This window comes from Bifidobacterium sp. UTCIF-38 (assembly GCF_006454495.1).
Classification (GTDB): domain Bacteria; phylum Actinomycetota; class Actinomycetes; order Actinomycetales; family Bifidobacteriaceae; genus Bifidobacterium; species Bifidobacterium callitrichos.
Window position 1 is genome coordinate 93,931 of record NZ_JFAL01000023.1, and the last position, 19,374, is coordinate 113,304.

The 19,374-nt window shown below is 65.2% G+C and carries 14 protein-coding genes; 12 read left to right on the top strand and 2 right to left on the bottom strand.

Features of this window, described 5'->3' with window-relative positions; all coding sequences use genetic code 11:
* Nucleotides 1-234 precede the first annotated feature (234 nt).
* Nucleotides 235-2,811, bottom strand: a complete 2,577-nt coding sequence (locus tag BW11_RS08185) for an HAD-IC family P-type ATPase (protein ID WP_140445233.1) — start codon at nt 2,809-2,811, stop codon at nt 235-237.
* A 154-nt stretch (nt 2,812-2,965) separates the two neighbouring features.
* On the opposite strand from BW11_RS08185, the gene BW11_RS08190 reads away from it, so the two are divergent.
* The 4 genes from BW11_RS08190 to BW11_RS08205 are packed head-to-tail and all read left to right on the top strand — an operon-like array spanning nt 2,966 to nt 6,226.
* The gene (locus BW11_RS08190; protein ID WP_107043811.1) at nt 2,966-3,247 is read left to right on the top strand and encodes a metal-sensitive transcriptional regulator; all 282 of its coding nucleotides are present in this window, start codon (nt 2,966-2,968) and stop codon (nt 3,245-3,247) included.
* 38 nt (nt 3,248-3,285) lie between these two features.
* Entirely contained in the window at nt 3,286-4,782 is a 1,497-nt protein-coding gene (gene rmuC, locus BW11_RS08195; protein ID WP_140445232.1) for a DNA recombination protein RmuC, read from the top strand.
* A gap of 26 nt (nt 4,783-4,808) precedes the next feature.
* Complete coding sequence (locus BW11_RS08200) at nt 4,809-5,450, top strand: orotate phosphoribosyltransferase (RefSeq protein ID WP_043167213.1); 642 nt, start codon at nt 4,809-4,811, stop codon at nt 5,448-5,450.
* 8 nt (nt 5,451-5,458) lie between these two features.
* On the top strand, nt 5,459-6,226 hold the full coding sequence (locus BW11_RS08205; RefSeq protein WP_140445231.1) for a TrmH family RNA methyltransferase: 768 nt from the start codon (nt 5,459-5,461) through the stop codon (nt 6,224-6,226).
* A 398-nt stretch (nt 6,227-6,624) separates the two neighbouring features.
* Here BW11_RS08205 and BW11_RS08210 read toward each other — a convergent pair whose 3' ends face one another.
* Entirely contained in the window at nt 6,625-7,584 is a 960-nt protein-coding gene (locus BW11_RS08210) for a hypothetical protein (protein WP_140445287.1), read from the bottom strand.
* A gap of 715 nt (nt 7,585-8,299) precedes the next feature.
* Between BW11_RS08210 and BW11_RS08215 the strand changes: the two genes are divergently transcribed.
* The 8 genes from BW11_RS08215 to rho all read left to right on the top strand — a co-directional run bounded on the left by BW11_RS08215 (nt 8,300) and on the right by rho (nt 19,142).
* Nucleotides 8,300-8,962, top strand: a complete 663-nt coding sequence (locus BW11_RS08215) for a hypothetical protein (RefSeq protein ID WP_140445230.1) — start codon at nt 8,300-8,302, stop codon at nt 8,960-8,962.
* Nucleotides 8,963-9,031: 69 nt separating this feature from the next.
* A complete protein-coding gene (gatC, locus tag BW11_RS08220; RefSeq protein ID WP_043167208.1) occupies nt 9,032-9,331 on the top strand; it encodes an Asp-tRNA(Asn)/Glu-tRNA(Gln) amidotransferase subunit GatC in 300 nt (99 codons plus the stop codon).
* An 8-nt stretch (nt 9,332-9,339) separates the two neighbouring features.
* On the top strand, nt 9,340-10,881 hold the full coding sequence (gene gatA / locus BW11_RS08225; RefSeq protein ID WP_043167207.1) for an Asp-tRNA(Asn)/Glu-tRNA(Gln) amidotransferase subunit GatA: 1,542 nt from the start codon (nt 9,340-9,342) through the stop codon (nt 10,879-10,881).
* Nucleotides 10,882-10,915: 34 nt separating this feature from the next.
* Nucleotides 10,916-12,415, top strand: a complete 1,500-nt coding sequence (gene gatB, locus BW11_RS08230; protein WP_140445229.1) for an Asp-tRNA(Asn)/Glu-tRNA(Gln) amidotransferase subunit GatB — start codon at nt 10,916-10,918, stop codon at nt 12,413-12,415.
* A gap of 412 nt (nt 12,416-12,827) precedes the next feature.
* Nucleotides 12,828-13,922, top strand: coding sequence for a GNAT family N-acetyltransferase (locus BW11_RS08235; RefSeq protein ID WP_140445228.1), 1,095 nt, complete (start codon nt 12,828-12,830; stop codon nt 13,920-13,922).
* 42 nt (nt 13,923-13,964) lie between these two features.
* Nucleotides 13,965-14,279, top strand: coding sequence for a DUF2469 domain-containing protein (locus BW11_RS08240; RefSeq protein WP_043167202.1), 315 nt, complete (start codon nt 13,965-13,967; stop codon nt 14,277-14,279).
* A 91-nt stretch (nt 14,280-14,370) separates the two neighbouring features.
* Nucleotides 14,371-15,975 carry an NAD(P)/FAD-dependent oxidoreductase gene (locus BW11_RS08245; RefSeq protein WP_140445227.1) on the top strand — a complete coding sequence of 535 codons (1,605 nt, stop codon included), beginning with the start codon at nt 14,371-14,373 and terminating at the stop codon, nt 15,973-15,975.
* A gap of 788 nt (nt 15,976-16,763) precedes the next feature.
* Nucleotides 16,764-19,142: a transcription termination factor Rho gene (gene rho, locus BW11_RS08250; protein ID WP_258184595.1), complete on the top strand. Its 2,379-nt coding sequence runs from the start codon at nt 16,764-16,766 to the stop codon at nt 19,140-19,142.
* Nucleotides 19,143-19,374: the final 232 nt, after the last annotated feature.

Sequence of the window (19,374 nt, forward strand, 5' to 3'; positions counted from 1 at the left end):
TGCCATCTGCCCTGCCATCTGCTCGGAAAATGCCGTCCGGCATCACCCTGCTGCGGTCGGTCCGCGCACGAGTCAGTCGGCCGTCTCCATTCGACTTGACTCTCGCTCCCTGATCGTGGATGGTGCGGTGAACTGCACACGCCCATGAACCGTCACACCCGCCAGTATGCAACGACGGCTCCCCTCACACGAGGAGAGCCGTCCATACTGCGACTTGCGTCTGTCTGCTTTGGTTCACTGCTCGAGGAAGAGCTGCGGGGCCTTGTCGAAGTTCTTGGCGCAGTGCTCGCCGCAGAAGTAGTAGGTCCTGCCGTCGTGCTCACGCGTGATCGCGTCGGCGTTCACCGCGACGGTCATGCCGCACACCGGGTCGGTGGCGGTCTCGCCGTCGGTGGGGGCTGCGTGATGCATGTGCATGTGGTTCATTTCCATGGTGTTCTCCTTGTGATTGGTGTTGTGGGAAGTATTGTCCGTGGTGAGCGTGGTCCGTTCGTCGATGATCACATGCGGGCCGTCGTCCGACGGCTTGGCGGACTCGGCGGCGTCCGCCGCCCGGCGTCCGGTCACCGTCTCCGCGCTCGGATGCGCGAGATTCAGGCGATTCGCGTTGAGCACGAGACACACCGAGCTCAGCGCCATCGCCAGTCCCGCGATCATCGGGCTCAGCAGCCATCCGGTGAACGGGTACAGCACGCCGGCCGCGATCGGGATGCCGATCACGTTGTAGCCGAACGCCCAGCCGAGGTTCTGCCTGATGTTGCGCATCGTCGCCTGCGAGAGGTCGATCGTCCTGATCACGCCGCGCAGGTCGCCGCTCATCAGCGTCACGTCGGCCGACTGCATCGCCACGTCGGTGCCGGTGCCGATCGCGAGGCCCAGATCGGCCTGCGCGAGCGCGGGCGCGTCGTTGATGCCGTCGCCGACCATCGCGACGAGTCCGTCGTGCGGCTCCTGCTGCAGCTTCTCGATCCAGTACGCCTTGCCGTCGGGCTTCACTTGGGCGATCACCGTGTCGATGCCGACCTCGCGTGCGATGTGCGCGGCCACGTCGGCCTTGTCACCCGAGAGCATGACCGTGCGGATGCCGGCGGCGCGCAATGCGGCCACCGCCTCCTTCGATCCCGGCTTGATCGGATCGCGCTCGTAGCTGGGCCTGCTCCAGTCGGTCGAATCGGCGTCGGCCATGCCGCGCGTGATCGTGCCGGTCTTGTCGAAAACGACCGTGCCGATCCGGCGCGCGTTCTCCAACGCCTTCGCGCTGGTGACGAGCACGCCGTTCGTCGCGCCGACGCCGGTGGCGGCCGTCACCGACAGCGGCGTCGCCAGTCCCAGCGCGCACGGGCAGGCGATGATGAGCACGCTCACCGCCGTGACGAGTGCATGCGCAAGCGCCGGATCCGGGCCGATCGCGAACCAGATCGCGAACGTCCACACCGCGATGATGAACACCGCCGGCACGAACACGCGGGCGATGGAGTCGGCCATGCGCTGCACCGGCGCCTTCGTCGCCTGCGCGCGGGCTACCATCGCGACGATCTGCGAGAGCACGGTGTCGCCGCCGACCTGCGTGGCGCGCATGAGGAGGTTGCCCTTGAGGGTGATCGTCGCGCCGGTCAGGGCCTCGCCCTCCGACTTGCCTACGGGCTGCGATTCGCCGGTGATCATCGACTCGTCGACCTGCGCCTCGCCCGCGACGACCACGCCGTCGGTCGGGATGCGCTCGCCGGCCCTGACGACGATGAGGTCGTCGGGCCTGACCTCGTCGATGTCGACGTCCGTGTAGGCGTGCGGATCGAGCCAGTCGGATGCGACGGCAGTTGCGTCACCGGCCGAGGCCGGCAGTCGGTGCGCGGTGCGCGGGCGCAGTCCGATCAGCGCCTGCACGGCCTTGCCGGTGCCTTCGCGCGCCTTCGTCTCCAGAAGACGCCCGACGAGCACGAGCGTGATCACCACGCCGACCGATTCGAAATACGGTTCGCGCGATCCCTCCGGCAGCAGCCACGGCGCGATGCACACGAGCAGGCTGTACAGGTACGCGGCGCTCGTGCCGAGCGAGACGAGGGAGTTCATGTCGGGGGAGCGATGCTGCAATGCGGGGAATCCGACGCGATGGATCGGCGCGCCGCAGTAGAACATGACCGGCGTGATGAGCACGGCCTGCAGCCACGGGTTGATGAGCCAGTCCGGCACGAGCATGTGGTCGATCATGTGCAGCATCATCCCGGCGAATACCGGCAGGGTGAGCACCGTGCCGAGTGCGACGAGCCTGGTGAGGTTCCTGATCTCGGCTCGACGCTCCTCGGCCTCGCGCGCCTGCGCGGCGGCGAAGTCGGCGCCTGAGGTGGATTCGGTCTGGGTCGTGGTCTGGGTTGCGGTGTCCTGCGCATGCGCCGTGACGTGTGTCGCATCGGCGGCTTCGCCCTCGCCCTCTCCTTCGACGCGCAGCAGGCCGTGCACCATGTTCATGCCGCAGGCGAACGGGTAGTCGCCCGCCTTGAGTGCGGGAAGACGGACCTCGGTGGCGGTGTTGCCCGGCAGCATCGCGTCGAGTCCGAGATCGCCGAAGACGACGTGCGACGTGCATTCGCCGGTCTCCTTGCGATCGAAGTTCAGCACGATCGGCACGCCGGCTCGCATCGTCACCACGTCGGGCGAGTAGCCGCCCTTGACGGTGATGGTGGCGCGCTGCTCGCCGTCGCCCATCTCGCCCTGCGCGGCCTTGCGCGTGCCGAAGAAGAACCTCAGGATGAGCCATGTGAGCAGGACCGCGCCGATCAGCGACGCCCCGATGGTGAATATGTTGAGTTCCATGCGCCTCTCGTCTCCTTGCCGTGTACCGGTCTCATTGTAGCCCTGATGACAGTGTATACCCTATACCCCTATAGGGTATAATGAAGGGAGTTTCCCTGACGGAGAATCGCCCGGAAGAACCGGCGGGCCTGGAGGGGCGGCAAGGAGGACTGCCATGCACGGGTATGGTGACGACAAGGCGAAGGTGCTGGCGCGACTGCGCCGCATCGAGGGTCAGGTGCGCGCGATCGAGCAGATGGTGCAGGACGATAAATACTGCATCGACGTGCTCACGCAGATCGCGGCGTCGAACTCGGCCCTGAAATCGGTGGCGCTGCTGCTGCTCGACGACCACCTCAAGCACTGCGTGTATCAGGCCACGCAGGACGGCGGCGCGGTCGCCGACGAGAAGATCGACGAGGCCTCCGCCGCCATCGCCCGCCTCGTCAAATCCTGAGAAGGCCGGCTTCGCACGCCCGTGGTTTACTTGGGATCATGACTGATAACGCTGTTGTATGGATCATGGCCGCGGTCGTGCTGCTGATCGGCTTCGCGCTGGGCGCGGGCATCGGCTTCGTGCTGGGCAGGTCGAAGGGGCAGGAGAGCGCACGCGGCGTGCGCGTCGCCGAACTGGAGGACGCGAAGTCCAACGTTGAATCCGCGCATATGGAGATCGCGCGACTCAACGCCGCATACGCCGAGGCGCGTGCACAGCACGAGGGCGCCATCCAGCAGCTCTCGTTCGTCAAATCGCAGCTGGCGCAGGCGCAGCAGGCCGAGCAGATCCGCATCCAGCACGATCGCGAGCGCGCCGAGGCCGAAGCCGAGGAACGCCGTCAGGCCGCGCTGGAGGCCGCCGAACAGCGGCGTCAGGCGGAGGCCAAGGCCGCGGCCGAGCAGCGCAGGATCGAGGCGCAGGCCGCCGAACGCCGTCAGGCCGAGCAGGCGCAGCGATTGAAGGAGCAGAACCGCGTCATCGAGGCGCTCGCCCCGGTGCAGAAGAACCTCGACGCACTGCAGGCCAAGGTCGCGCAGATCGAGGAGGGGCGCAAGCGCGAGATGGGCGCGCTCGGCGAGCAGCTCAAGGGCCTTGGCGAGCAGCAGACGCGGCTCGACCGTGAGACCAGCGCCCTGTCCGCCGCATTGAGCAACAACAAGGTGCGCGGCGCGTGGGGCGAGGCCCAGCTCAAGAACATCGTCGAATCGGCCGGACTGCTCGAGCATGTCGACTTCGACACGCAGGTCGCGGTCAAGGGCGACGGCGATCGCGACCAGCGTCCGGACATGGTCGTCCACCTGCCGGGCGGCAAGACCATTCCGATCGACGCCAAGGCGCCGTATTCCGCCTATCAGCGCGCCTGCGAGATCCCCGACTCCGCCGGCCCCGAGGAGCTCGCGCGTCGCAGCGAACTGCTCAGGGAGCACGCCAAGGCCCTGCGCGAGCATGTGAACGTGCTTGGCGCCAAGGCCTACTGGAAGGCGTTCGACACGACGCCCGACTTCGTCATCGCGTTCATCCCGAACGAGGCGCTGCTGCAGGCCGCGCTCGTGGCCGATCCCACGCTGCTTGACGACGCCTTCTCGAAGAAGGTGGCGCTCACCTCGCCGGTCACCCTGTGGGCGGTGCTCAAATCCGTCGCCTACGCGTGGCAGCAGCAGAACCTTACCGAGGACGCGAAACTGCTGTTCGACCTGTCGCGCGAACTCTACGAGCGATTCGCCAAGCTGGGCGAGCACGCCACCAAGCTCGGCGCGCAGATCACCCGCACCGTCGCCGCGTACAACACCTTCGCCTCGAGTCTCGAGCGTCGTGTGCTGCCCACCGCGCGCAAACTGCAGAAGATCGACGCGACCAAGGTCATCGCCGAGGTGCCGCTGCTCGACCCGGACAAGAGCAACATCACCGAGCTGACCGCCCCGGAGGTCAGCGGCGACCCGGACGAGACGGGTGGCTCGGCGGATGCTGATGCCGCGAATGCCGCGGACAAGTGACGAGACCGGGCCGTATTGTTGGCCCTATGACTGATTCCGGTTTCCGTTCCACTGGTCCCGCCGATCTGCGCGGCGACGCCATCGACTTCGCGGCCCTCGACCCGCGCGATCAGCTCCGCTCCCTGTTGAAGGAGCGCGTGGTCGGCCGCCCGTTCTCCGAACTGTACGGTGTCACGCTCGACCATCACGGCGCCGCGGTGATGGGCCACGTCCTGCTCGACACGCTCGAGGACGCCGGATACTCCGTGGACGACTTCGACGCGGTCGGTGCCCTGACCGCGGCCTCCGTGCCGCTCGTCAGCTCCGTGATCCAGGCCGCTGCCTCCCGCGGCGAGGATCTCGATGGATTCGTCATGGACTTCGTCTTCCCCTCGATCAAGGGCCCGTCGATCAAGGGCAAGCGCGTGGTGCTGCTCGACGCGTGGCTCTCCGAGAAGTCGTACGTGCAGACCAGCTCGCTGGTGACGCTGCGCAACGGCAACGAACTGAGCCTCGACTTCTCGATCGTCGAGCATGAGGGCGCCTCGGTCGTGGCCGTCGCCTCGCTCGTCGGCGAGGTCGGCGAGGGCGCGGACGAGCACGAGATCACCGTCATCAACCCGGTCGACGACTCGCGCCACGAGGTGCCGTTCATCCAGGTCTTCCACGAGTCCGAACTCAAGGCCTGACAGGTCGCATGCATCCCCGTAATCCCATCGACATCGAGGCCGAACGCTCCGGCGAGCCCGTCTTCCGCGAGGTCGGCGTGGGGCCGTGGTCCGAAACCCACCCCGGCGAGCCACGTCCCGACGATCCGGCGTCGCCTGTGTTCGATCCGTATCGGTACGATTCCGCACTGCTCGACGAGGGCGATCGACGCAACGTACTCGACCGCTACCGTTACTGGCGCGTCGCCGCGATCAAGGCCGACCTCGACGCGCGCGGCCGTCACGACTTCGAGATCGCCTGCGAGAACTGGACGCACGACTTCAACATCGGGTCGATGGTGCGCACCGCCAACGCGTTCCAGGCGCGACGCGTCCACATCGTCGGCCCGCACAAGTGGAATCGCAACGGCGCGCTGATGACCGAGCTGTACAGCCACGTCGAGCATCACCCGTCGATCGCGGAACTGGTCGAATGCTGGCGCAACCGCATCGCCGGCGAGATCGCCTACGAGCGTTCGCGGGCGGCCTCCGCCGCGCGCATCCGGGAGCTCGAGGCGGCGCGCGTCATCGCGATGGACATCATCCCCGGCGCCGTGCCGATGGAGACCTACGCATTCCCCAAGCGCTGCCTGCTGCTGTTCGGCGCCGAAGGGCCGGGGCTGACGCAGACCGCCCTCGACCTCGCCGACGACGTGGTCTACATCTCCCAGTTCGGCTCGGTCCGCTCCATCAACGCCGGAGCCGCCGCCGCCGTGACCATGCACGCCTGGATCGCCCAGCACGCCGCCATCCGCTGAGCCCCGGCCGCGGCGGGCGATCGGTCCGCGGTCGGCTCACCCCTTGTGAGGCTTCCACGTCCCGTAGGGCGATCGGTCCTCGCCGCTTCCTGACGAAAACCTCTCGCTGAAAGCCGCTCAGTGAGAGGTCCGCATCATGACATGGCGGCGATCTCTCGTCAGTGAGGCGTCAGCGAGACGGCATTGTTGCTTTTTGACGAGTTTCTCTCGCTGAGATGACTCTCCGCGAGAGTTTCGTGTCACTGTTGCTCTGAGACCTCTCACTATGGTGGTGATTCGTCGCCGTTTGTGAGAGATCGTTGTCATACGACGGCGACGGTCTCTCATAGACATGCGGGCTTGGAGCGGACGGAGGAGGGCGCGGGTACGCGGAATGCGGCCCCAGCCGGCTGATCCGACTAGAGCTGATTCCGCGGTACCCCGGCGGCGAGCAGCTTGCCGATGAGTGGTTCCCGCCGGATCGCATCATCGAATGTAAATCGGAATATCGTCGTGACTCCGGCCCGACGCAGCGCGGCTTCGCGCTCCCGTTCCGCGAGCACCACGCCCTGGATGCTTCTGCGATTGGTCATCTCCGGATTCACGTACTTCTCCGTGCCGTCCAGCTCGCCGACGATGACACGCCCATCGGTCAATCGCCAGACGAAATCGACCCGATACGTCTGCCCTGTCGTGGGATCGACAAATGTCGCCTGAACCTGCGGAACCATGAATCGCTGTTCGATGATCGTGCCGCGCGCCAGCGACTCGCCTCCGTTCTCGCTGGCGGGATCCGCGTAGTGCAGCAGGCGGAGCACCGGCGCGGAATCCTGTTGTATACGGGAGCATGCGACCAGCATGTCCGCTATGGACAGGCCTCCGGCCATCGCGGAATCGACAATGGCGAGCGCATCGCGGAACTGCAGGGTAAGACCGCAGTCCACCACCGTGCGAGCCTGATCCGTAACCGGAATACCGCTGGCGGTGACGATACGCTGATCCGGAGGAATGCGTAGTCGTTGGATACGTTTGCCGGCAGTGGTGTCGGTGCTGCGAGTGGTGGTGGTCACGGTGACCCTGCCGTCGTGCAGCCTCCATCGATGGTCGAAGCCGTGTGCGGCCGCGGCGGTGAGGCCGCCGAAGACCCAGCCGGGATGCTTTTTCGACAAAGTGCGGGCCATGTGCAGCGTTCGCTCGGGAGGACTGAGCGATTGCCAGTATGCGGCGTCGGCGTACATGTTGGGCATCGCCTGATGGAGTTCGTTCGCATGCGCGCGGCGGGACAGCGCCTGACGCTGTGCGTGTGTGGTCCCGAACGCGCATCGGCGTTCGGATTGCGCCGTCTGAATCAGCGCCGTGACTTCGTGGTGTTGTCTCATAGCCCGACCATAAGGGACGGAGCCTGCTGCGGAAGTATTCGAACGGTCTCGGTGGGCGAAACCTCCCGAGGCCGGGATTTCCGCCGGTGAATTCGAGGCGGGATGCTGTGGATAAGTCGTAGGAAGCGACTGTGCGATACCGGTCATGTGCGCTAGCGGGTCATTGCCGTCACCTCGTGACGGGTGTCTCTCGCTGCGGACGCGATTGGCGAGCCGTTTATGCTGGCCGGTGATGCGGAACTCTCGTTGAGACGCGTCAGTGAGAGGTTCCCGTCGTTGGCTGGAGTAGATGTCTCGCTATCTGCACTGGTGTCGATACCTGTATGCCGGCCGTTAGCATGAACGTCTCGCCAAGCGGGTGATAGGTGGGATGATTTCGTCAGTGTGTGACGGGGATCTCTCGCTGAGGAGGTTCCAGTGAGAGATCCCCGTCGTCGGTAGCCGTCGGTCTTTCGCAGGAGGAGCCCTTGGCGAGAGATGCTCGTTACCGATGGTCGCCGACCTCTCGCTTGGGGAAGGATGACGAGAGGTTTCCGTCACCGGCATGCTGGTACCTCTCGCTGGGGGTGCAGGGCAGGGCCGCAGGATGGTGGTGGGGGGGGCTGGACGGGGTGGGGAGGAGGCAGGTAGACTGGAATCAGGCGTTGTGCAGACGTTGCAGGCGCTGCGGACGCCGCAATGGAGCGGGGTCACGGGAGCGAAGTGGGTGAGGATCATGAGCGGCAATGGAGCATCGCAGACATCGCATGGTGGTTCGCATGGTGGTTCGTACGGTATGCCCGGCGGGGGAATGTCCGGTGGCGGTGGCAGTGCGCACGGAGGCTCCGGCGGACATGACCGCATGCGTCGGAACCGTCAGGATGGTCGTCGCCGGTGGGCGATCGCGGGGATAGTGGTGCTGCTGGTCATCGTGTGTGCGACGGTGGTGTGGGCGCGGCATCGCGGCAACGCCGACGCCGAAGTCGGTCCCTACCAGCTGCCCGCGCAGAGCGACCGGCGATACACGCTCAAGAACATGACCGACATGATCGCCGACTGCAACGATCCGGACAACGCAGACGGCACGAAGGCCCAGTTCCAGATCGTGCCCGAAGGCGCGGCAGGCGAGAACGAGCATCCCCCGAGGGACATCTACCTCACCGTCCCCGCGAACGAGGCCAGGTACCCGCTGCAATCGGAAGGATTCCAATGCATGGCCGAGGAGCTCGGCATGCCGGACGAGACGCAGCGGGCCCTCGTCGGGCAATCGCAGCCCTCCACCGAGGAGGCCGCGATGCCGATGAGCTGGAACGAACTGGGATTCCGTGCATGGCAATCCGACGACGGCACGTTCCGCCTGCACGTCATCTGGTATGACCCGGCCGCCTTGGAGGAGTAGAAGGACGAGTAGGGCGCGGATAACAGACATGTCCCGCGCGTGTCACAAACCGCTCGTATAGTTAGGCGCATGCCTACATTCACACGCGAAGAAATCGTGCATTTGGGCGATCTGGCCCGAATCGCGCTCACCGATGAGGAGATCACCCGCCTGCAGGGCGAGCTGAACGTCATCGCCGACTCCATCAACAAGGTCCAGGAGGTCGCCTCCGACGACGTGCCGCCGACCGCCAACCCGGTGCCGCTCGAGGCCTACCTTCGCCCCGACGAGCCGGTCACCCCGCTCACGCAGGCCGAGGCGCTCGCCGGCGGCCCGAAGACCGAGGCCGGCATGTTCGTCGCGCCGCGAATCCTGGGAAGCGAGGAGTGAGAGCGAAGATGGCACAAGCAACCAACGAACTGGTCAAGCTGACCGCCGCCGAGATGGCCGCGGCCGTCAAGAAGGGCGAGGTCTCCAGCCGCGAGCTGGTCGACGCGCACCTCGAGGTGATCGAGGCCGCCGAGCCGAGCATCAAGGCGTTCCTCAAGGTCTCCGCCGACGTCGCCCGCGAGCAGGCCGACGCCTTCGACGCCAAGACGCCGGAAGAGAAGGCGGATCTGCCCGAGCTGGCCGGTGTCCCGATCGCGATCAAGGACATGATCGTCACCAAGGGCATCGAGACCACCGCCGCCTCCAAGATCCTCGAAGGCTGGATCCCCCCGTACGACGCCACCGTCATCGAGAAGCTCAAGGCTGCCGGCATGCCGATCCTCGGCAAGACCAACCTCGATGAGTTCGCGCAGGGCTCCTCCACCGAGCACTCCGCCTACCAGACCACCCACAACCCGTGGGATACCGAGCGCGTCCCCGGCGGTTCCGGCGGCGGTTCGGCCTCCGCGGTCGCCGCGTTCGAGGCCCCGCTGGCCCTCGGTACCGATACCGGTGGCTCGATCCGTCAGCCGGGCGCTCTGACCGGCACCGTCGGCGTCAAGCCGACCTACGGCGGCGTCTCCCGCTTCGGCGCGATCGCCATGGCCTCCTCGCTCGACCAGATCGGTCCGGTCTCCCGTACCGTGCTCGACTCCGCCCTGCTGCAGGAGATCATCGGCGGCAACGATCGCCGTGACTCCACCTCCATCCCGGAGGGTCCGCGTCCGATGGCCGCCGCCGCGCGCGAGGGCCTCAAGCGCGACTTGAAGGGTCTGAAGGTCGGCCTGGTCAAGGAACTCGGCGGCGAGGGCTTCCAGCCCGGCGTCGAGGCCCGCTTCAACGAGGCCGTCAAGAAGCTCCAGGACATGGGCGCCGAGGTCGTCGAGGTCTCCTGCCCGCACTTCGAGTACGCGCTGGGCGCCTACTACATCATCATGCCGTCCGAGGTCAGCTCCAACCTGGCCCGCTACGACGGCATGCGCTACGGCCTGCGCGTGATGCCGCCGGCAGACGTGCCGCAGACCGCCGCCAACATGATGGCCTACACCCGTGAGGCCGGCTTCGGCGACGAGGTCAAGCGCCGCATCATCCTCGGCACCTACGCCCTGTCCGCCGGCTACTACGACGCCTGGTACGGCTCCGCGCAGAAGGTCCGCACGCTCATCATCGATGACTTCAAGAAGGCCTTCGAGCAGGTCGACGTCCTGGTCTCCCCGACCAGCCCGTCCACCGCGTTCAAGTTCGGCGAGAAGATGGACGACCCGCTGGCCATGTACATGAACGACATCGCGACGATCCCGGCGAACCTCGCCGGCGTCCCGGCCATGTCGATCCCCGCCGGCCTGTCCGACGACGGTCTGCCGGTCGGCTTCCAGTTCATCGCCCCGCAGCAGCGCGACGAGGTCATGTACAAGCCCGCCGCCGCGCTCGAGGCCGCCCTCGAGGAGGACTGGAACGGACCGATCTGGAAGGACCTGAAGGCCCCGTGGCTCGACGGCCTCGCCAAGTGAGACCAAGCATCGGAAGGATCGAAAGAAAAACATCATGGCTGAAAAACTGATGAAGTACGCCGATGCCACCAAGAAGTACGATGTGGTGTTCGGCCTCGAGACGCACGTCGAGCTGTGCACGAAGACCAAGCTGTTCTGCCCGGCCGAAGTCCACTTCGGCGGCGAGCCGAACACGCAGCTGACCCCGGTGAGCCTCGGCCTGCCGGGCTCCCTGCCGGTGGTCAACAAGACGGCCGTCGACTACGCGATCAAGCTGGGCCTCGCCCTGCACTGCGAGATCAACGAGTGGAGCCAGTTCGCGCGTAAGAACTACTTCTACCCGGACATGCCGCGCGACTACCAGATCTCCCAGTACGACAAGCCGACCAACGGCAACGGCTACCTCGACGTCGAGCTGGAGGACGGCACCGTCTTCCGCGTGCCGATCGAGCGTGCCCACATCGAGGACGACGCCGGCAAGAACACCCACGTCGGCGGCGCCGACGGCCGCATCGAGGGCGCCGACCACTCGCTGGTCGACTACAACCGCGCCGGCGTGCCGCTGATCGAGATCGTCACCAAGCCGATCGAGGGCGCGGGCGACCGCGCTCCGGAGATCGCGGGCGCCTACATGCGCGCGATCCGCGACATCGTGCGTGCGCTGGGCATCTCCCATGCCCGCATGGAGCAGGGCAACATGCGCGCCGACGTCAACGTCTCGCTGCGCCCGTCCGCCGACGCCCCGTACGGCACGCGTTCCGAAACCAAGAACGTGAACTCGTTCCGTGGCATCGAGAAGACGATCCAGTACGAGATCCGCCGTCAGGCCGCCCGCCTCGACGAGGGCAAGGAGATCCTGCAGGAGACCCGTCACTGGGATGAGGCCACGCAGACCACCGCCGGCGGCCGTCTCAAGTCCGACGCGGACGACTACCGCTACTTCCCGGATCCGGATCTCGTCATGCTCCACATCACCAGGGAGCACATCGACGAGATGAAGGCCCAGATGCCGGAGATGCCGCGCGAGCGCCGCAACCGTCTCAAGGCCGAGTGGAACCTGACCGACCTGCAGCTGCGCGATATCCTCAACGCCGACGCCCTCGACCTGATCGAGGACACCGTCAAGGCCGGCGCCTCGGCGGCCGGCGCGCGCAAGTGGTGGCTCGGCGAGCTGTCGCGCGAGGCCAACGCCAAGGGCGTCTCGCTGGAGGAGCTGCCCGTCACCCCGGCCGACGTGGCCGAGGTCGAGAAGCTCATCGCCGACGGCAAGCTCAACGACAAGCTCGCCAAGCAGACCGTCGCCGGCGTGCTCGCCGGTGAGGGCACCCCGGATGAGGTCGTCAAGAAGCACGGCTACAAGATCGTCGAGGACTCCGGTGCGATCGAGGCCGCGGTCGACGCCGCGTTCGAGACCAACCCGGACGTCGTCGAGAAGCTCAAGAGCGGCAACATGAAGCCGATGGGCGTGATCATCGGCGCCGTGATGAAGGCCACGCGCGGTCAGGCCGACGCCAAGGCCGTCACCAAGATCGTCATGGGCAAGATCAAGGGCTGAGGCCATCAAGGAAGCCCTGTGGGCTTCCGGCTGGCTTCAGCCTGAACGGATGCGACGGCATCCGTGAAGGCAGGTTGGGTCTTGCTGAAGGCAAGTCCATAATTGCTGGGCTGAGGCCGGCTCATCCGATCGGCTGCATGAATCCCGTCGTTCCCCCTGTTTTCTTGGGGGGACGACGGGATTCGTCGTTTCGAGAGGAAGATCGGTGCCGATTGGCGCCGATAATGTTGTGCCGATCGAAGGGCCGATCGAAGGCCGTGTGGAAATTCGGTTACATGTAACCTACATGTTCTCCCAGCGTTCATACAGCTGAGTAAGATAACTTCGGCAATGATCGGTCGGCAATCATCGGCGATCATCGACCGGGTCAGGGCGATCCGGCACGTTTGATTTTGCGAGGGACGACAGGGAAATGACTGAGTACATGGAAGCGAACACGGCTGCGACGTGGACCCCGGAGCGTCGCGAACTGCCCGCAAGCATCGTGATCCCGCCCATCCGCGGCGAGATGGTGCATCTGCGCCCCGCCACCATGGAAGACCTGCCCAAGCTCGACCAGCTCGACGCCTACTACGGCGCCACCAGAATCACCGGCAAGGACGAGAACGCGGAACGCGCCGTCGTCCACGCGTGGGTGGCTCGCTCCGTCGCGTGGACGCAGGGTCAGGCCCCGAGCGAGTCCGGCGTGGGCGATCCCGAGGCACGTCGCACCATCGCCTGGGCGATCCTGACCGACGCCGACCATGATATGGACCACAAGACCGACGCCTCGGCCACCGGCAACGTCATCGGCATGATCTTCCTGATCGACATCGACGGATGGTCCCGTTCGGCGCGCATCCAGATCATCCTCGGCAAGGACTACCGCGGCCGCGGCTACTCGCGTGACGCGATGCCGCGCGTCATGACCTACGGTTTCGCGCCGGAGCCGGCAGGACTCGGCATGCATCGCATCTGGGTGAGCGTGCCGGAGCAGAACACGCGTTCCGTCTCGGTCTACCAGTCGCTCGGATTCGTGCCGTCCGGCACGTCGCGTGATGCGCTGTGGGATCCGGTCGGACGCAAGTATCAGGATCTCATCGTCATGGACACGCTGGTCGACGAATACGATCCGATCCGGTCGCTCGAGGCGTTCGGCATGCACCTGATCGAGGACAATCCCGGCGTGCAGGAGGCGCTGAGCGCGCGCGAGCACTCGATCGCCATCCAGCAGCGTTCCCGGGCAGTTGGATCGGACAGGTCGGACGTCGCGATGGCATCGGACGGCGAGGCGGTCAAGCACGAATCGCACACCCGCGAAAGCGCGTACCGCATGACGCCGCAGGAGGCGCGCGAACGACTCGGACTGGCGCAGGTGACGCCCGAGCCGTCGACGGGGGAGTCCCACGCGTACGATTCATCCGACGAGGAAAGCAACTGGCCATACGGGCAGAGCGAACGCAAGACGTCGAAGGACGCCTGGTGGCGTACCCTTGGTCGTGGTCGCAAGCGCGAAAGCGACAAATAGCGACGAACAGGGCATAACAGGAACAAAAGGAATCAGGAAGGTATGAGCGCCGAGGATCTCGACAATTACGAAACCGACGCCGAGCTGTCGCTGTACAAGGAATATCGCGACGTCATCAAACTGTTCACGTACGTAGTGGAGACCGAGCGCCGGTTCTATCTGGCGAACAAGGTCGACTTCAACGTGCGATCCGCCGGGCAGGACGTGTACTTCGACGTCCAGCTCACCGACGCATGGGTGTGGGACGTGTACCGTCCGAGCCGATTCGTCAAGAACGTGCGCATCGTCACGTTCAAGGACGTCAACGTCGAAGAGGTTCAGAAAACCGACATCGACATCCCCGACGACATCCACTGACCTGAAGTATCTGTAAGGAAACGCACAGGGTCGGCGTGCGCTTCCGAGGCCTTCGGTAGGATATGCGTGATTTTGTTATAAGGAGATGAACGTGACCGACAAACAATCCGTGGTGATCATCGGTGGAGGCCCCGCAGGCCTGACCGCGGCATGGGAGCTTATCAAGGACGGCGGCGCCGACAAGTACGACGTCACGGTTCTTGAGGGAACACGCGAATTCGGCGGTATCTCGCGCACCGTCAAGCACAACGGCAACCGCATGGACATCGGCGGACATCGCTTCTTCTCGAAGGACGACCGCATCATGGACTGGTGGAAGGACGTCCTGCCGCTGCAGGGTGCCCCCTCCTATGACGACAAGGAGCTCGGTCGTGAGCACGACATGGAGCCGGGCGGCCCCGATCCGGAGGTCGAGGACAAGGTGATGCTCAAGCGTCATCGCGTTTCCCGCATCTACTGGAACCGCCACTTCTTCGACTACCCGATCTCGCTGAGCCCCAACACGCTCAAGGCGATGGGCGTGAAGCTCACGCTGGTCGCCGGCTTCTCCTACCTGAAGTCGATGATCCACAAGCTGCCCGAGACGAACCTCGAGAACTTCTACATCAACCGTTTCGGCCGCAAGCTGTACTCCATGTTCTTCGAGGGCTACACCGAGAAGCTGTGGGGACGTCACCCCTCGCAGATCTCCGCCGATTGGGGTTCGCAGCGCGTCAAGGGCCTGTCGATCCTCGGCGTGCTCAAGAACGCGTTCCAGAAGCTGCTGCCGAAGAAGCGCTCCAACGCCGAGGTCGAGACCTCTCTCATCGAGGAGTTCTGGTACCCGAAGTATGGTCCCGGCCAGCTGTGGGAGACCGTCGAGCACAACTGTGAGGCCGCCGGCGTCAAGGTCGTCACCGACGCCACGGTCGTCGAGGTGCGTCAGGTCGCCGGTCACATCTCCTCCGTCGTGACCGAGGACTCCGAAGGCAACCGCAAGGAGATCCACGCCGACCAGTTCATCTCGTCGATGCCCGTCAAGGACCTCGTCGACGCGATCGACGCCGGCGAGCAGGCCGTGCAGGGCAAGCCTGCCCCCGCCGACATGGTGCACATCGCCGAAGGCCTGCCGTACCGCGACTTCGTCACCGTCGGACTGCTGGTCAAGCATCTGCGCCTGAAGAACACCACCGACATCCCCACCCTCGGCAACCCGCCGATCGTGCCCGACTGCTGGATCTACGTGCAGGATCCGGGCTACAAGGTCGGTCGTCTCCAGATCTTCAACAACTGGAGCCCGTACCTGGTCAAGGACGTCGACAACACCGTGTGGATCGGTCTCGAGTACTTCTGCGAGGAGGGCGACTCCTTCTGGAACATGTCCGACGAGGAGGCCACCAAGTTCGCCATCTCCGAGCTCACCCGCATGCGCGTCATCAGCGGCCCCGCCGATGTGATCGACTCCCATCGCGAGCGCGTCAAGAAGGCCTACCCCGCCTACTTCGACACCTACGAGCACATGGACGAGCTCATCGAGTACCTCGACGGGTTCGGCAACCTCTACTGCGTCGGCCGTAACGGCCAGCACCGCTACAACAACATGGATCACTCCATGGCCACCGCCATCGAGGCCGTCTCCAACATCAAGAGCGGCAAGACGTCCAAGAAGAACGTGTGGTCGGTCAACACCGACAAGGCCTATCACGAACAGAAGTAACATGGTTCTGCTCTTGTCCTAAGGCGAAAGGCTTCCTCCTACCGAGGAAGCCTTTTTACGTACGTGCCGGTTTATGCGGTGTGGTGTCCGCGCATTGGGGGTGTCCGGTGGAGTCTTCGCGGCGGATGTCTGTCTTTGGATGTCTGTCTGTCGGTGTCTGTCTTGTCAGCGTCTGTCGGTGTCTGTCAACGTTTGTCTTGTCAGCGTCACTTTTTCCCGAGATTTCTCCATCGCTCGGAAATATGTGACGCTGGTCCCAACTCGGCGTCACATATTCCCGAGATTTCTCCGGGGCTCGGGAAAAAGTGACGCTGCCCTCAACTCAGCGTCACGTATTCCCGGGGGATGGATTTGTTTCGGGAATATGTGACGCTGGGAGACCGAAATGGGGATGCAGATGTGGTCTGTGGTGGAATCTGTGGGAAATCTGTGGTCTGTGAGGGGCTGTGAGGTCTGTAGTTAAATCTGTGGGGTCTTGTGATGCGGTCTGTGGGGTGTCTATGGGTGGAATCTGTGGTCTGTGATGGGGGCAATAGGGTTTGTGATGGGGAGTTGTGAGGGCTGTGATGGAGTTTGTGGTGGTGAGATCTGGGGTGGACTGAAGCCGTACGCGCCATGATCGCAGGAGCCGGTTTGCGTTGGTCTGGGAGACGTTGTATGGTGAGGTCAGTCCGCGAGCATAGGAGTGCGGCGGGCGTTCACAGACGGCGGGAAAGCCGTAATCACTCTTCAGGCTAGTGCCGGTGTGTCGCGTATGCGTCGGTTGGTGCTGTGGAAAGGTATGAATCGTGGCCAATAGCCAGAATCTCGAGGATATGAAGCTGCCGGAGCTCAAGGAGCTCGCCAAGCAGATGGGTCTGCGTGGCACGTCCACCATGCGCAAGCCGGAGCTGCTTGCTACGTTGCAGGCGGCCCGTTCCGGCGGTCAGGCGCCGGCGGGCGTCACCGTCCGTGCGCCGAAGGGCGGCAAGACCGCCAGGACGAGGGCCGCCAAGTCGGCGGGAACCACGGTCGAGGCCTCGATCAACGCGCAGTCCGATGCCCCGGTGCAGGCCGCATCGAACGACATGTCCTCCTCAGCTGAGCCGGTCGCGCCGGTCGCGCCGGTCGAGACCGCCGAGGCCGCCAACCCCGTCGGCACTGCCGCCGCCGAATCCACCGATCAGCAGGCGCCGGCTGCCGCGCAGCGCACGTTCCAGGGCACCGCTTCCGCCGCTCAGCCGGCGGAGCAGCAGGCGTCCGCACAGGTCGACGAGGCCGCGGCCTCCGTCGTGGCGGGCCTCGCCGGATTCGAGCCGATTCCGGCATCCGAGGAATCCTCGCGTGAGCGTACGCCGCGCAATCGCAGGTTCGATTTCGATCGCCCCACCAGCCGTTTCGATCGCGCCGATCGTGAGCGCGAACGTGAAGAGGAGCAGGATCGCGCCGAGCGTGACGCCCGCTCCGGCAGGCGCGACAGGCGAGTCAATGATCAGGACGCCGCCGCCAGCCTGCTCGACTCCCTCGATCTGAGCGAGCCGACCCCGTCCGGCGAGGAGCGCAAGGAGCGCGGCCGTCGTCACGTCATCGACGAGAACGGCGACGAGATCATCGTCGCGAACGTGCGCCGTCGCCGTCGCCCCACCGAGGAGCGCGAGCAGAACGAGGAGGTTGTGCGCGATCTCGACGATATCCTCGCCACGCTGCCCACGCAGAACAACGCGCCGCGCGACGACGAGGACGACTCCCGTCGCAACCGTGGCGATCGCGCCAACCACAGCGCTCGCAACGATCGCGGCAACGACCGTAACGCCGATCGTGACGATCACGGCGATCGCCGCGGTCGCCGCGTGCGTGGCCGTGACCGCGGCCGCGACTTCGAGGAGCGCGAGGATCGCCGCGATCGTGGTGGCGATCGCGCGGAACGCGCCGTTGACCATGTCGAACGCGACTGGAACGACGATCGCGGCGGACGTGCCGAGCGTCAGGATCGCGCGGATCGCAACGCTGATCGTCGCGGCAACGAGGAGCAGAACAACGACCTCGTGCCGGTCGCCGGCATCATCGATGTGCTCGATTCCTACGCGTTCGTGCGCACCTCCGGCTACCTGCCCGGTCCGAACGACGTGTACGTCTCCATGGGGCAGGTCAAGAAGTACGGTCTGCGCAAGGGCGACGCCGTGCACGGCGCCATCCGCGCCCCGCGTGAGGGCGACCGCCGCAACCAGCGTCAGAAGTTCGTGCCGCTGCAGTCGATCGACTCGATCAACGGCATGAGCGTCGAGGAGGCGGCCAACCGTCCGCAGTTCAGCAAGCTCACCCCGCTCTACCCGCAGGAGAGGCTCAAGCAGGAGACCACGCCGAACAAGCTCACCGGCCGCATCATGGACATCGTCTCCCCGATCGGCAAGGGTCAGCGTGGCCTGATCGTCTCCCCGCCGAAGGCCGGCAAGACGATCACGCTGCAGAACATCGCCAACTCGATCACCACGAACAACCCGGAGGTCCATCTGATGGTCGTGCTCGTGGACGAGCGTCCCGAGGAGGTCACCGACATGGAGCGCACGGTCCAGGGCGAGGTCATCTCCTCGACCTTCGACCGTCCCGCCTCCGACCACACGACCGTCGCCGAGCTCGCGATCGAACGCGCGAAGCGACTGGTCGAGCTCGGTCAGGACGTGGTCGTGCTGCTCGACTCGATGACCCGACTCGCCCGCGCCTACAACATTGCCGCGCCGGCCTCGGGCCGCATCCTCTCCGGTGGCGTCGACGCGCAGGCCCTGTACCCGCCGAAGAAGTTCTTCGGCGCGGCCCGCAACATCGAGAACGGCGGATCCCTGACCATCATCTCGTCCGCGCTGGTGGAGACCGGCTCGAAGATGGACGAGGTGATCTTCGAGGAGTTCAAGGGCACCGGCAACATGGAGCTGCGCCTGTCGCGCGAGCTCGCCGACAAGCGCCTGTTCCCGGCCATCGACGTGAACGCCTCCGGCACCCGCCGCGAGGAGCTCATCACCAACCCGCAGGAGCTGCCGATCATCTACCGTCTGCGTCGACTGCTCGGCGGCATGGAGCCCGAGCAGGCCTACCAGACGCTGGTCCCGCGCCTGAAGAAGACCGCCACCAACCGCGACTTCCTCACCGCGATCGTCCAGCAGGCCAACGGCAACGCCGTCAACGGCAACTGAGTCGACCGAGTCGACTGATATCGCGCCGCGCCCGCCCGTCATGTTACGGACGGGCGCTTCGCATTACGGGGCGATTACGGATGATTTCCCCGTGTTTCCGCCGTTTATCGTCCGTCATCCGCCGGTTACGTGCGAACAACGTGACCGAATCACCCCGCTCGTAATGTCGTCGCCAAGATTCAAGCGAAATCCAAGTGAAGCGAGAATCCCCATCACCTGCCGCAAGGCTTTA

Bases quoted from the DNA above. Each gene is read 5' to 3' on its own strand.
- BW11_RS08240 (WP_043167202.1), top strand. From the start codon at position 13,965: ATGAGCGCCGAGGATCTCGACAATTACGAAACCGACGCCGAGCTGTCG.
- BW11_RS08210 (WP_140445287.1), bottom strand. From the start codon at position 7,584: ATGAGACAACACCACGAAGTCACGGCGCTGATTCAGACGGCGCAATCC.
- BW11_RS08190 (WP_107043811.1), top strand. From the start codon at position 2,966: ATGCACGGGTATGGTGACGACAAGGCGAAGGTGCTGGCGCGACTGCGC.
- BW11_RS08235 (WP_140445228.1), top strand. From the start codon at position 12,828: ATGACTGAGTACATGGAAGCGAACACGGCTGCGACGTGGACCCCGGAG.
- gatC (WP_043167208.1), top strand. From the start codon at position 9,032: ATGCCTACATTCACACGCGAAGAAATCGTGCATTTGGGCGATCTGGCC.
- BW11_RS08205 (WP_140445231.1), top strand. From the start codon at position 5,459: ATGCATCCCCGTAATCCCATCGACATCGAGGCCGAACGCTCCGGCGAG.
- gatA (WP_043167207.1), top strand. From the start codon at position 9,340: ATGGCACAAGCAACCAACGAACTGGTCAAGCTGACCGCCGCCGAGATG.
- BW11_RS08185 (WP_140445233.1), bottom strand. From the start codon at position 2,811: ATGGAACTCAACATATTCACCATCGGGGCGTCGCTGATCGGCGCGGTC.
- gatB (WP_140445229.1), top strand. From the start codon at position 10,916: ATGGCTGAAAAACTGATGAAGTACGCCGATGCCACCAAGAAGTACGAT.
- BW11_RS08215 (WP_140445230.1), top strand. From the start codon at position 8,300: ATGAGCGGCAATGGAGCATCGCAGACATCGCATGGTGGTTCGCATGGT.
- rmuC (WP_140445232.1), top strand. From the start codon at position 3,286: ATGACTGATAACGCTGTTGTATGGATCATGGCCGCGGTCGTGCTGCTG.
- BW11_RS08200 (WP_043167213.1), top strand. From the start codon at position 4,809: ATGACTGATTCCGGTTTCCGTTCCACTGGTCCCGCCGATCTGCGCGGC.